At 63.8% G+C, this 12,205-nt stretch carries 13 protein-coding genes; 5 read left to right on the forward strand and 8 right to left on the reverse strand.

Annotation, left to right across the window (positions count from 1 at the left end; all coding sequences use genetic code 11):
* Positions 1-2,267 (reverse strand): pyruvate dehydrogenase (acetyl-transferring), homodimeric type (gene aceE / locus PCK14_RS09920; RefSeq protein WP_269938328.1); only part of this gene is annotated, 2,267 nt, incomplete at its 3' end.
* 443 nt (positions 2,268-2,710) lie between these two features.
* Here aceE and PCK14_RS09925 point away from each other — a divergent pair.
* From PCK14_RS09925 to PCK14_RS09935, 3 genes are all read left to right on the forward strand, one after another.
* Positions 2,711-4,189: an NCS1 family nucleobase:cation symporter-1 gene (locus PCK14_RS09925; RefSeq protein WP_269938365.1), complete on the forward strand. Its 1,479-nt coding sequence runs from the start codon at positions 2,711-2,713 to the stop codon at positions 4,187-4,189.
* 27 nt (positions 4,190-4,216) lie between these two features.
* Complete coding sequence (locus PCK14_RS09930; RefSeq protein ID WP_269938329.1) at positions 4,217-4,963, forward strand: aspartate/glutamate racemase family protein; 747 nt, start codon at positions 4,217-4,219, stop codon at positions 4,961-4,963.
* Between the two features lie 106 nt (positions 4,964-5,069).
* Positions 5,070-5,831 carry an SDR family oxidoreductase gene (locus tag PCK14_RS09935; RefSeq protein WP_269938330.1) on the forward strand — a complete coding sequence of 254 codons (762 nt, stop codon included), beginning with the start codon at positions 5,070-5,072 and terminating at the stop codon, positions 5,829-5,831.
* An 80-nt stretch (positions 5,832-5,911) separates the two neighbouring features.
* Here PCK14_RS09935 and PCK14_RS09940 read toward each other — a convergent pair whose 3' ends face one another.
* From PCK14_RS09940 to PCK14_RS09970, 7 genes are all read right to left on the reverse strand, one after another.
* On the reverse strand, positions 5,912-7,411 hold the full coding sequence (locus PCK14_RS09940; protein WP_269938331.1) for a nucleobase:cation symporter-2 family protein: 1,500 nt from the start codon (positions 7,409-7,411) through the stop codon (positions 5,912-5,914).
* Between the two features lie 123 nt (positions 7,412-7,534).
* Positions 7,535-8,446 carry a factor-independent urate hydroxylase gene (gene pucL, locus PCK14_RS09945; protein WP_269938332.1) on the reverse strand — a complete coding sequence of 304 codons (912 nt, stop codon included), beginning with the start codon at positions 8,444-8,446 and terminating at the stop codon, positions 7,535-7,537.
* Between the two features lie 2 nt (positions 8,447-8,448).
* Positions 8,449-8,790 (reverse strand): hydroxyisourate hydrolase, encoded by a 342-nt coding sequence (gene uraH / locus PCK14_RS09950; RefSeq protein ID WP_269938333.1) that lies wholly within the window; start codon positions 8,788-8,790, stop codon positions 8,449-8,451.
* Positions 8,787-9,284, reverse strand: a complete 498-nt coding sequence (uraD, locus tag PCK14_RS09955; protein WP_269938334.1) for a 2-oxo-4-hydroxy-4-carboxy-5-ureidoimidazoline decarboxylase — start codon at positions 9,282-9,284, stop codon at positions 8,787-8,789. Before uraD ends, uraH begins: the two co-directional genes overlap by 4 nt.
* A gap of 170 nt (positions 9,285-9,454) precedes the next feature.
* A complete protein-coding gene (bcp, locus tag PCK14_RS09960; protein WP_333474355.1) occupies positions 9,455-9,922 on the reverse strand; it encodes a thioredoxin-dependent thiol peroxidase in 468 nt (155 codons plus the stop codon).
* 76 nt (positions 9,923-9,998) lie between these two features.
* Positions 9,999-10,892: a 3-methyladenine DNA glycosylase gene (locus PCK14_RS09965; protein WP_269938366.1), complete on the reverse strand. Its 894-nt coding sequence runs from the start codon at positions 10,890-10,892 to the stop codon at positions 9,999-10,001.
* Positions 10,893-10,925: 33 nt separating this feature from the next.
* Positions 10,926-11,420 (reverse strand): MarR family winged helix-turn-helix transcriptional regulator, encoded by a 495-nt coding sequence (locus PCK14_RS09970; protein WP_269938336.1) that lies wholly within the window; start codon positions 11,418-11,420, stop codon positions 10,926-10,928.
* A 115-nt stretch (positions 11,421-11,535) separates the two neighbouring features.
* On the opposite strand from PCK14_RS09970, the gene PCK14_RS09975 reads away from it, so the two are divergent.
* Together PCK14_RS09975 and PCK14_RS09980 are read left to right on the forward strand one after the other, a co-directional pair.
* Positions 11,536-11,760, forward strand: a complete 225-nt coding sequence (locus tag PCK14_RS09975) for a hypothetical protein (protein ID WP_269938337.1) — start codon at positions 11,536-11,538, stop codon at positions 11,758-11,760.
* A gap of 120 nt (positions 11,761-11,880) precedes the next feature.
* Complete coding sequence (locus PCK14_RS09980; protein ID WP_269938338.1) at positions 11,881-12,102, forward strand: hypothetical protein; 222 nt, start codon at positions 11,881-11,883, stop codon at positions 12,100-12,102.
* Positions 12,103-12,205: the final 103 nt, after the last annotated feature.

The following is a 12,205-nucleotide window of genomic DNA, read 5'->3' on the forward strand; positions in this document are numbered from 1 at the left end:
ACGGACACGCCGGAGGCCAGCAGCTGGGTGCGGGGCCCGTCGTGTTCGCTCTTCTTGAGCAGGTAGATGCCCTTGTTGATGCCCTCGACGTCGATGTTCTCCGGTGCCTTGGGCTGGCTGATCGGCTCGTTGTACACGGTGATGTAGTACATGACGTTGGGATCGGTGGAATCCGGTCCGTACATGCGCTCGATGCCGGCGCGCACGATCGCCCCGATTTCGTAGCCGTAGGCGGGGTCGTAGGTGATCACGGCCGGGTTGGTGGAGGCCAGGATCGGGGAGTGGCCGTCGGCGTGCTGCAGGCCTTCACCGGTGAGGGTGGTGCGTCCTGCGGTGGCGCCGATGATGAAGCCGCGGGTCATCTGGTCCCCGGCGGCCCAGAAGGAATCGCCGGTGCGCTGGAAGCCGAACATGGAGTAGAAGACGTAGAACGGGATCAACGGTTCGCCATGGGTGGCGTAGGCGGTGCCGGCGGCGGTGAACGCTGCCACGGAACCGGCCTCGTTGATGCCGGCATGCACGATCTGCCCCGAGATGGACTCCTTGTACGCCAGGACCAGGTCGCGGTCCACGGAGAGGTAGTTCTGCCCGTTGGGGTTGTAGATCTTCGCGGTCGGGAAGAACGCGTCCATGCCGAAGGTGCGGGCCTCATCGGGGATGATCGGCACAATGCGCTTGCCGAACTCCTTGTCCCGCATCAAGTCCTTGAGCAGCCGCACGAACGACATGGTCGTGGCGGCCTGCTGCTTGCCCGAGCCGCGGTTGGCGACCTCATAGGTCTTGTCCCCGGGCATTTCCAGCTCGGTGTGCTTGCTGCGGCGTTCGGGCAGGAACCCGCCCAAGGCGGCGCGGCGTTCCATGAGGTACTGGATTTCCGGGGTGTCGGCTCCGGGGCGGTAGTACGGGGGACGGTACGGGTCCGCTTCCAGGGTCTCGTCCGTGATGGGCAGGCGCAGGTGGGTGCGGAAGTCCTTGAGGTCCTGCAGGGTCAGCTTCTTCATCTGGTGCGTGGCGTTGCGCGCCTCGAAGTGCGTGCCCAGGCCGTAACCCTTGACCGTGTGGGCCAGGATCACCGTGGGCTTGCCCTTGAACTCGGTGGCAGCCTTGTAGGCGGCGTAGACCTTGTGGTAGTCGTGCCCGCCGCGCTTGAGGTTCCAGACCTCGTCATCGGAGAGGTGCGCGACGAGTTCCTTGGTCTGCGGGGTCTTCCCGAAGAAGTGCTCCTTGACGAAGCCGCCGGACTCGGCCTTGTACGTCTGGTAGTCACCATCGAGGGTGGTGTTCATGACATCGACCAGGGAACCATCGGTGTCCCGGGCCAGCAGGTCATCCCATTCGCGGCCCCAGAGGACCTTGATGACGTTCCAGCCGGCGCCGCGGAAGAATGCTTCCAGTTCCTGGACGATCTTGCCGTTGCCGCGCACCGGGCCATCGAGGCGCTGGAGGTTGCAGTTGACCACGAAGTTCAGGTTGTCGAGCTTGTCGTTCGCGGCGAGCTGGAGCAGGCCGCGTGATTCGGGCTCGTCCATTTCACCATCACCGAGGAACGCCCAGACCTGCTGGTCGGAGGTGTCCTTGATGCCGCGGTTGTGCAGGTAGCGGTTGGACTGGGCCTGGTAGATCGCGTTCATCGGGCCAATGCCCATGGACACGGTGGGGAATTCCCAGAACTCGGGCATCAGGCGCGGGTGCGGGTAGGAGGAGAGGGCGTGGCCTTCCTTGGAGCGTTCCTGGCGGAAGCCGTCCATGTCTTCTTCGGAGAGGCGGCCTTCCAGGAAGGCGCGGGCGTACATGCCGGGGGAGGCGTGGCCCTGGAAGAAGATCTGGTCCCCGCCGCCGGGGTGGTTCTTGCCGCGGAAGAAGTGGTTGAAGCCCACCTCGTACAAGGTCGCAGCACCGGCATAGGTGGAGATGTGCCCACCAACACCGATCTCCGGGGTCTGTGCGCGGTGCACCATGACGGCGGCGTTCCAGCGCAGCCAGGCGCGGTACTTGCGCTCGATCTCCTCGTTGCCCGGGAAAACAGGTTCCTGGTCAGCCGGGATCGTGTTCACATAGTCGGTGGTGGTGACCATGGGCACGCCAACACTCTGTGCGCCGGCCCGCTGCAGCAGGCTACGCATAATGAACTGGGCACGCTCAGTGCTGCGTTCGGAGATCAACGAGTCGAAGGACTCAAGCCATTCGGCTGTCTCTTCCGGATCGCGATCAGGCAGCTGGTTGGTCAACCCGCTGAGGATATGGGAATTGTCTTCTCGCAAGAACATCGGTCCTCTTTCAGTGGTGCATTCGCGGCCTCCCTGGTGGTGAGGCGGCGCCTACCCGCTGGCTGCGCGTTCGCCGTCGAACGTGGCGCGGGCGTTGGGCCATCCAAACGAAAGCCGCTGTCACGGTTTTCGTCAGATGGAAAGAAAATATTGTATGCCGAGATTACTGCCGATGGCCCCAGGATGCAAAATTCTCGGTTTGTGACAGATTTTCAGGCTTCAGCCATTGACTTGATGTGAGCTGACTCATACGATTGTTTTCATACCTCAAAAGTTTTCTTCCACCATACGAAAATCCTATTTGTTGCGGAGCTATCATGGACGCTACTTCCACAAAAAATACCCACCCCGTTGAGGCAGGTGCCGCCCCTCAAGGGAGACGGGCAGCGCTGTCTGATCCAAGAAGAGGAACCACCTTGTCTGAACACAGCAGTTCCACCACGGTGTCAGAGCCACCCTTTGCAACCCCCGAGGGTTACACGCTCAGTGCCAGCCTGTTCAACCAGGACCTTGCGCCGACCAAGATGAAGGGCCGGCGCTGGTCCAGCTACAGCATCTTCACGCTGTGGGCCAACGATGTGCACAGCCTGGGCAACTACGCCTTCGCCATTGGATTGTTCGCCATCGGCCTGGGCGGCTGGCAGATCTTGCTGGCCCTGGGCATCGGAGCCGTACTCCTCTTTGGCCTGTTGAACTTCTCGGGATTCATGGGATTCAAGACAGGCGTTCCGTTCCCGGTCATGAGCCGCATCAGCTTCGGCATCAAGGGCGCACACATCGCATCCCTGCTCCGTGGCGGCGTCGCAATCGTCTGGTTCGGCGTGCAGACCTTCCTGGCCTCGGTGGTCCTGCGGGTCATGCTCACGGCACTGTTCCCCGCATTGCATGATTGGGACACCAACTCCATCCTGGGCCTTTCCACCCTCGGCTGGCTGACCTTCCTGGCGCTTTGGGTTGTCCAGGTTGTCATCGTCAGCTTCGGCATGGACATGATCCGCAAGTACGAGGCCTTCGCCGGTCCCATCATCCTTGTCACCATGGCAACCATCGCCATCTGGATGTTCATCCAGGCCGGTGGATCCATCGCCTGGCAGACCAACCAGGGCCTGCAGGGCGCTGAAATGTGGCGCACCATCTTTGCCGGCGGCGCCCTGTGGGTTGCCATCTACGGCACGTTCGTCCTGAACTTCTGCGACTTCACCCGCTCCGCCAAGTCCGCCAAGTCAATTGTCCGCGGCAACTTCTGGGGCATCCCGATCAACATGCTCCTCTTCGGCGCAATTGTGGTTGTCATCTCCGGTGCCCAGTTCAAGATCGACGGCACCATCATTGAAAGCCCCTCCGACATTGTCCAGACAATCCCCAACACCTTCCTGCTGGTTGTCGCCTGCCTGGCACTGCTCATCCTCACCATCGCCGTGAACCTGATGGCCAACTTCGTGGCCCCCGTCTACGCACTGACCAACCTGTTCCCGCGCCACCTGAACTTCCGCAAGGCAGCCCTGGTCAGCGCAATCATCGGCCTGGTCATCCTGCCCTGGAACCTCTACAACAACCCCGTGGTCATCGTGTACTTCCTGGGCGGCCTCGGTGCCCTCCTGGGCCCGCTGTTCGGCGTCATCATGGCCGACTACTGGATCATCCGCCGCGGCCAGGTCAACGTCCCGCACCTCTACACCAAGGCAGACGGCGCGGACTACCACTACAAGCGGGGCGTCAACCCCCGTGCCGTCATCGCCCTGATCCCGGCATCCGTGGTGGCCATCCTGATCGCCTTTATCCCGCAGCTGCACGAACTGTCCTCCTTCTCTTGGTTCTTCGGGGCCGGGCTGGCCGCCATCACCTACTACTTTGTGGCCGACCGCAAGGGGCCGTTCCACAACGTCTCCGGTGAGCCCATCGCAGTCGACAGCGTCCACTAGCCGCGATCCCCCCTGGAAAGGCAGACCATGCGCATTCTTGTAGTCAACGTCAATACCACGGCATCCATGACGGAATCCATCGCTGAGCAGGCCCGCTCAGTGGCCGCCCCCGGCACGGAGATCATCGCCCTCACCCCGCGCTTCGGTGCGGAATCCTGTGAAGGGAACTTCGAAAGCTACCTGGCCGCCGTTGCCGTCATGGACGCAGTGCAGTCCTACCCGGAACCCTTCGACGCGGTCATCCAGGCGGGCTACGGGGAACACGGGCGGGAAGGCTTGCAGGAACTGCTGGACGTCCCGGTTGTCGACATCACCGAAGCCGCCGCCAGCACCGCCATGTTCCTGGGCCACAAGTACTCTGTGGTCACCACCCTTGACCGGGCCGTTCCGCTCATCGAGGACCGGCTCAAGCTGGCCGGGCTGACCGACCGCTGCGCATCTGTCCGGGCCAGCGGCATGGCCGTCCTGGAACTTGAGGAACAGCCGGAGCGTGCCGTTGAGGCAATTGTCCGCGAGGCCGAGCTGGCCGTCACCGTGGACAAGGCGGAGGTCATCGTCCTTGGCTGCGGCGGCATGGCCGGGCTCAACGAGCAGGTCCGGGAGCGCACGGGTGTTCCCGTGGTCGACGGCGTCGCTGCCGCGGTCACGATCGCCGAGTCGCTGGTCCGGTTGGGCCTGTCCACCTCCAAGGTGCGCACCTACGCGCCACCCCGGCCCAAGGCCTTCACCGGCTGGCCGGTTCCGGCCGGCGCGGCCGAATTGATCGGGCGCTAGAAAAACCCAGGGACGGGACCGGCGGAACACTTCCGCCGGTCCCGTCTTTTTGTGCCTTCACGGCAAATGCACGCAACAATGGAGCCACCTTCAATAAGGAGCAGATGTGAACAAGGAAAACACTCCAGCACGGGTCATGGTTGTGACGGGCGCCGGCTCCGGCATTGGCCGCGCCGTGGCGCAGGCCGCACTGGCGGAAGGGTATGCCGTGGTCCTGGCCGGCCGCCGGGAAGCTGAACTTTCCGACGTGGCCGGCGGCCACCCGCTGGCCCTGGCAGTCCCGACGGACGTCACCGAGCATGCGCAGGTGGAGAATTTGTTCAGCCAGGCCGTGGAACGCTTTGGCCGGGTGGATGTCCTGTTCAACAATGCCGGAACCTTTGGCCCCGCCAAGTCCGTGGATGAGGTTTCCCTGGCCGACTGGAATGCCACCGTGGCCGTCAACCTCACCGGCTCCATGCTGTGCGCGGCCGCCGCCATCCGGGCCATGAAAAACCAGCAACCCCAAGGTGGGCGGATCATCAACAACGGCTCCATCTCCGCCCACTCCCCGCGGCCCAAGTCGGCCGCCTACACAGTCACCAAGCACGCCATCAGCGGCCTGACCAAGTCAATTGAACTGGACGGGCGGGCCTACGGCATCAGCTGCGGCCAGATCGACATCGGCAACACCGCAACCTCCATCATGTCCACCCTGGATGTTGCCACCGGTGCCCTGCAGGCCAATGGGGACCTGCTGGTGGAGCCCACCTTCCCCGTGGCCGAGGCCGCCCGGACCGTCATGTTCATGGCCGGCCTCCCGGCGTCGGCAACCATTGGCCAGCTGGTCATCACGGCCGCCGGCATGCCCTTCATTGGGCGGGGCTGACTCTCCAGGCTCCCCACCAAGAAGCGTTCGACGGCGGTGGGCCTCCCTCACGGGGCGGCCCACCGCCGTCGTACTTGGGTTTAGTGGTGGCTTGAACCGTCGGGTGCCAGCGGGATCTCTCCCGTCACGGGCACCTCCCGGCCGTCGACGTCGATCAACTTGCCGTCCTCACACCGGTCGCCGTCCTGCAGGTGCTCCAGCAGCTCGGCCGTGATCATCCGGTCGGTGCCGGCGGCAAACACGGACGGGTTCTCCGGGTTCCCGCGCTTGAGATGGTTGAACAGCAGGTTCAACAGGATTGCCATGATGGCCGCCGAGGAAATTCCGGAGTGGAAGATGGTGCCCACCCACTCCGGGAACTGGTCGTAGAAGGTGGGGGCGGCAATGGGCAGCATGCCAAAGCCCACAGAGGTGGAGACAATGACCAGGTTCATGTTGTTGCGGTAGTCCACCTGGGCCAGTGTGCGGATGCCGCTGGCAGCCACCGTGCCGAACAGGACGATTCCTGCCCCGCCCAGCACCGACAGGGGAACGGCGGCAACCACCCGCCCCAGGATGGGCAGCAGCCCCAACACCACCAGGATCACCCCGCCCGCCGCAACCACGAAGCGGCTCTTGACCCCCGTGACGGCAACCAAGCCTACATTCTGGGCAAAGGCGCTCTGGGTGAAGGAGCCGAACACGGGTGAGACAAGGCTTGAGGCCATGTCGGCGCGCAGCCCTGCGGCAATGCGCTTGGAATCCACCTTGGTGTCCACAATCTGCCCCACCGCCAGGATGTCCGCCGTGGTTTCCGTCAGGATCACCAGGACAACAATGAGCATGGAGATGATGGCGGCAACATTGAAGGTGGGCAGCCCCAAATGGAACGGCATGGGCAGTTCAAAAATGGCGCCATGGCCCACCCCGGAAAAGTCCGCCTTGCCCATGAAGATGGCAGCCACGGTGCCAATGACCATGGCGAGCAGGATGGAGAGCCGGGAGATGGTGGAACTGCCCAGCTTGCTCAGCAGGAGCACCACGGCCAGGGTGAACGCGGCGAGCATGATGTTTGAGACGCTGCCGTAGTCGGCGGCTTTCTTGTTGCCTCCCATGGACCAGTTTGCCGCCACGGGCATCAGGGTCAGCCCAATGGTGGTGATGACGCTGCCGGTAACCACGGGCGGAAAGAATTTCACAATCTTGGAAAACAATGGCGCAATGAGAAGCCCGAACGCTGCCGAGACAATGACAGCACCAAAGACCGCCTGGATGCCGCCGCCGCCAACAATGGCCACCATGGTGGCCACGCTGGCGAACGAGACGCCCTGGACCAGCGGCAGTTGTGAACCGAAGAACGGCAGCCCAATGGTTTGCAGGAGGGTTGCCAGCCCGCCCATGAAGAGGGCCGCGGCGATCAGCACGCCGATGTCGGCCGATGACAGGCCGGCGGCCTGCCCAATGATGAGCGGGACGGCGATGATGCCGCCGTACATGGTCAATACATGTTGGAATCCATAGGCGAAACTTGCGCCAATTCCGAGCTTTTCATCCTCGGGCCGGGTGGGAACTGCGGCCGTGGAACGTGAAATTTTGGTCATAGCGGACCTCCTTGTCTGCTTACCCTTATTAAGCGAGAACCCGCTTTGGGAGTTGTCGCTGCGGGCAGGCGGGGGTTGCAGCCCCCGCCTGCCTCTGTGCAGGGCCGTTATGGCCCGGCCGTGTTAGCAAAAGCCGGCGATGCCGTCCCAGGCGTTTCCGGCATCCGAGGCGTCCTCGCGCAGGACCGTGGCCTCGATCAGCCCGTAGGGCCGGTCTGCCGCGAAGAAGACCTCATTGGGGTTGTCCAGGCCAAACGGGGACAGGTCCACCACAAAGTGGTGCTTGTTGGGCATGGAAAACTTGATCTCGTCAATTTCCGGATGGGCCACAAGCACCTTTTTGCCCATGTCGAAGAGCGTCTGCTGCAGGGCTGTGGAGTAGTTCTCCGTGAAGCCTTCCAGCAACAGGGACTTGACGTCGTCGTAGGACTTGTTGAAGTCAACCTCCGCCACGGCGGCCGGGTTGAACCGCCAGCGCGCGGCCACATCGGTGGCCAGGATGCGGTCGTTGGTGGGTGCAAGCGTGGTGTACTTGTCCACCGGGTAGCCCTCGAAGCCCGATTGGGTGGACTTCAGGACGGTGAGGTCGGCCAGGCCGGAAATCACCTGGGTGTTGGGGCCGTCCTTGACCACCACGGCGGTGCGCACTTCCTGCCCGTTGCGCACGAATGCATGGTTGTGGGCCTGGCCGTGCGCCTCGATGCGGTCCCACTTGTACTGTTCGGCGGCCCAGCGCCCGCCGCTCACCCAGGCAAACTCCGAGGTGAAGTGCTCGCCCAGGCGCAACAGAAACGCCTCGGGGGAGCCCACTCCGGCACGGGCGAAGGCGTAGACAGTGTTTTTCTGGGTGTCCGTGGCCACGACGTGGGCGTTGTCGCCTTCGAGGTGGGCGGCCAGGAAGTCGCCGCGCAGCTGCGAGGTTACGTTGAGGTCCTCGATCTCGTGGCGCTCCGTGTCCCTGGTGATTTTCACTAGCCGGACCTCGGCCTTGCCGTACTGGTTGGCCCCCAGGACAATGTTGTTGTTCTCGTTCATGGCTAGCTTCCTCTGTACGTTGAAAAGGCGAATGGGCTCAGCAGCAGCGGCACGTGGTAGTGCTCTTGCGCCGCGTCGAGCGTGAAGGTCAGTGACACTTCCGGGAAGAAGGTTTCCGCGCCGATGCCGGCGAAATAGGTGCCTGTGTTGAAGCGGAGGCGGTAGGTCCCGCTGGGCAGCCGCTCCGGGCCCAGGTCCTTGGCCCGTCCCTGGGCGTCGGTGGTTGCCGAAGCGAGCTGTTGCCACCGCCCGTCGGTCAACGCGTCAAGCTCCACTTCGACGCCGGTTGCCGGCAATCCCCGCGTGGTGTCCAAAACGTGGGTGGTGATGTGCGAAACGCTCATGGGGCAATGACCTCCTTGAGCCGCAGCAGCGCGATTTCCCGCAGCTGCCCGGCAACGATGGACTCTTCGGCCTCGGGTGGGTTTGTCAGGCGCTCGCGCAGGGCGGAGAGGATGTCAGCCGGAGAGCGGCCAAGGGCCCGGATGAGGAACACCCGGCCGAATTTTTCCTCGTAGGCGCGGTTTCCGTCCAGGAGCTGGGCTGTGACCGCGGCGTCGGCGGGGTCTATCCCCGCCTGTTCCGCGGCGGAGAGCGCCGCCTCCCGTCCGCTTCCGGGCAGCCGCTCCCCAATCCGGGGATGGTGTGCCAATGCGGAGGCGACCTCCCCGGCGGTGAACGGCGAGGCGGCAAGCTGGGCCTCGGCGAAGACGTGCTCCGCCGAGGCATAGGGCCGGCTGGCAATGATCTGGTTGATCCACCGGTCCACGTCGAGGCAGGGGCGCAGCGCCTCGGCCAGGACAATTGCGGGGGATTCGTTGAATTCGTTCAACAGCATGGCAAGTTGATCCTTGCTTTTCATCTGCTGGCATCCACGGCGTAGGCTATGCGAATCTCAATAAATTTCGCATCGTGGAACTGTTATTTCAGCGTATGAATAGTGAACCGCATCACATTTGAAATGTCAACCGTGGGGTCCGTGTATTGCGGAGGATTGCCCGCAGGGCGCTACAGTCCCAGCTGCGTGCGCAGATGGGCCACATGGCCGTCTGCACTGACGCCGTACTCGGCTGTTCGCACGGTCCCGTCGGCATTGACTACCACTGTGGAGCGCAGCGTGCCCATGACTGTCTGGTTGTTGACCTGCTTCTCGCCCCACGCGCCCCAGGCTTCGGCAACCCGGTGGTCCTCGTCGGAGAGGAGCGGGAAGTTCAGGCCAAAGTCATCGGAAAACGCGGCCAGCGCCTCGGGCGCGTCGGTGGAAACTCCCAGCACGTCCACGCCTGCCGCCTGCAGGGCGGCCAGGCTGTCGCGAAAATCGCAGGCCTCAGTGGTGCAGCCGGGCGTGGCCGCCTTGGGGTAAAAGTAGATGATCGCCTGCCGTCCGGCGTAGTCGGACAACGAAACTGAGCGGCCGGCTGCGTCGGGAAGGGTGAATTCGGGTGCAGCCTGGCCGGGGGTGAGTGCGGTTGACATGGGGCTCCTCAAGTTTCACAAGATGGAATCAAATTGTTGTTGGGTGAAATAAGAGTAGGACCGTCACCGGGTTCGGTCAAAGGGCGTCCACGGCAGCGCGCAACCGCTCGCGCAGCACTGCCGCGTCGGCACTGAAGCCGCGCTGGGCCGCCACGTAGTCGGCCTTGCCTGCCGCCGTCTCAATGCGGATCGGCGGATATCCCCACTCCGCGAGGTCGTAGGGGGAAGCCTGCATGTCCATGGCACGAATGTGCCATGAAAGCTCAAAGCAGTCCATGACCAGCTCGCTGGGCAGTGCGGGTGAGAGCTTGTAAGCCCACTTGTACAGGTCCATGTTGGCGTGCAGGCAGCCGGGCTGCTCCATGTCGCGCTGATTTTCCCGGGTGGGTGTCAGCTCGTTGAGGCCTGTGGCCTGCGGGGTGTAAAAGCGGTAGGCGTCAAAGTGCGTGCAGCGGATCCTGTTGTCCTCCACCACCTGGTCCGTGCCGCCGGAGCCGAGGCGCAGTTCCAGGTATTCGTGCCGCACCGCATTGGCTTCCTGCTTGTAGACCATGGCCCATTCGTGCAGCCCAAAGCAGCCAAATTGCGCCGGGCGTGCGGCCGTGCGGCCCAAGATGATCCGGGCGAAGTCCACTGCCTCCCGGCGCTGTTCCAGGAACTTTTCCGTGTCAAGGATTGCGGCGGGGCCCGCGGCGGGCGCCCCTGCCGCCTGGAGCTCCGCCTCGTTGGCCGCGCGGTAGAACTTCCAGTCCAGGCGCTCGGCAGCGGCCGCCCCGGTGAGCACAACCCCGGCGCCCGGGTGCCAGCGCGAGAGCTGGCCCGGCTTCTGGGTGTAGTACGTGAAAAGAAAGTCCTCCACCGGGTGCTTTTTCCCGGCCGAACGGCGCGCAAGATACGGCTCCGCGTAGCGGTTCACGCGTGCCTTGTGGGCTGCGGCCCTGGCCTGCCAGTCGAGTTCGGCCAGCGTCATGGAGGCCGGGGACGGCAGTGCGGGGTTCATGCCTTAATTATCCGCCATCGTGGCGGCGGCAGCGTCGGCCGGTGACTGCCCGGCGTCGTCCGCGTGGGTGGCGGCCGCGATGAGGGACATCATGCTGCGGTGCAGCGCCATGGCCCCCTCCCGGTCCAGGCCGAGCCGGGCCATCATGGTTCCGGGCACCGCCAGGGCCTTGTTGCGCAGTGCGGCGCCGGCGGGTGTGAGGTTGATGGCCAGGGCGCGCTCGTCGACGCCGTCCCGGGTCCGCGTGACGTACCCCAGCGACTCGAGCCGCTTGAGCAGGGGGGAGAGGGTGGCCGATTCCAGCAGGAGGGCGCCGCCCAGGTCCTTGACGCGGCGTGGCGACTGCTCCCACAGTGCAAGCATGACCAAATACTGCGGGTGTGTCAGCGAAAGCTCGGCAAGCACCGGCTTGTAGGCGGCAATGACGCTGCGGGAGGCCACGCTCAAGCCAAAGCACAGCTGGCGCTCCAGCAGCAGGTCGTTCTCCGTGGTGTCCATTGACACGCTCCTTGAGATAGTTAGTGCACTAACTATCAGGGTACTATGGATAACGCAGCCACCAATAATCGGGCCAGAAGCAACGCTTCGGACCCCCGACCCCAAGGAATGCCACATGCCCAAGATGCCCCTGGTCCACAGATTCATGCGGTTCACCGGCCACCTGCGCTACATCCTGGGACCCGCCAGCAGCAGCCCGCTGGATCATGAGATGACCCCGGAGAACAAGGCACTGCTGGTCTCCCAGCAGGCCGCGGCGGAGGCGTTCGTGACGGTGACGCGCGCCGACGGCAGCACCTACCTGGTCCCGAAGGACCCCAACGACAAGTCGCTGCGCTAGCCCGCTCCCGCTCCCGCTCGGGCAGCCCCGTCCCGCGACCCGGGGCCTTTATGGGCCGCCGGGCGTAGAATTAAGCGACGTGGATCACACGTTTTGCTTCCCTGCGGAGAGGGGGTGTTGATGATGACGAGCGGCGAGAATTTCGTGGGCAAGTTCATGCACGCCACGGAGAAGTTCCAAAAAGTGTTCGGCCCGGCCGACCAGGGCGACTCGGATTCGCCCGTGGTGCACCGCCACGACGAATTTGAGGAAAACAGCCAGGAGCAGCTGTCCCACTTTGAGGAGCGGACGGATTCTTCGGGCCACCATTACGCAGTCCGCAAGGAAGAAGCGGCAGAGTAGCCCCACCAAATAACTGACCCGCAGTAGTGGTCGAAAAAACGCGATTTCTCGGCGTTTTTCGACCACTACTGCGGGTCAGATTTGTTATGGGCCCACGCGCCCG

This window comes from Arthrobacter sp. HY1533 (assembly GCF_027568515.1).
Taxonomy (GTDB): Bacteria; Actinomycetota; Actinomycetes; order Actinomycetales; family Micrococcaceae; genus Specibacter.

Coding starts and splice junctions, on each gene's coding strand:
- PCK14_RS09970 (WP_269938336.1), bottom strand. CDS start 11,420: ATGGACACCACGGAGAACGACCTGCTGCTGGAGCGCCAGCTGTGCTTT.
- uraD (WP_269938334.1), bottom strand. CDS start 9,284: ATGCTGTTGAACGAATTCAACGAATCCCCCGCAATTGTCCTGGCCGAG.
- PCK14_RS09940 (WP_269938331.1), bottom strand. CDS start 7,411: ATGACCAAAATTTCACGTTCCACGGCCGCAGTTCCCACCCGGCCCGAG.
- uraH (WP_269938333.1), bottom strand. CDS start 8,790: ATGAGCGTTTCGCACATCACCACCCACGTTTTGGACACCACGCGGGGA.
- pucL (WP_269938332.1), bottom strand. CDS start 8,446: ATGAACGAGAACAACAACATTGTCCTGGGGGCCAACCAGTACGGCAAG.
- PCK14_RS09965 (WP_269938366.1), bottom strand. CDS start 10,892: ATGACGCTGGCCGAACTCGACTGGCAGGCCAGGGCCGCAGCCCACAAG.
- PCK14_RS09980 (WP_269938338.1), top strand. CDS start 11,881: ATGATGACGAGCGGCGAGAATTTCGTGGGCAAGTTCATGCACGCCACG.
- PCK14_RS09975 (WP_269938337.1), top strand. CDS start 11,536: ATGCCCAAGATGCCCCTGGTCCACAGATTCATGCGGTTCACCGGCCAC.
- PCK14_RS09930 (WP_269938329.1), top strand. CDS start 4,217: ATGCGCATTCTTGTAGTCAACGTCAATACCACGGCATCCATGACGGAA.
- bcp (WP_333474355.1), bottom strand. CDS start 9,922: ATGTCAACCGCACTCACCCCCGGCCAGGCTGCACCCGAATTCACCCTT.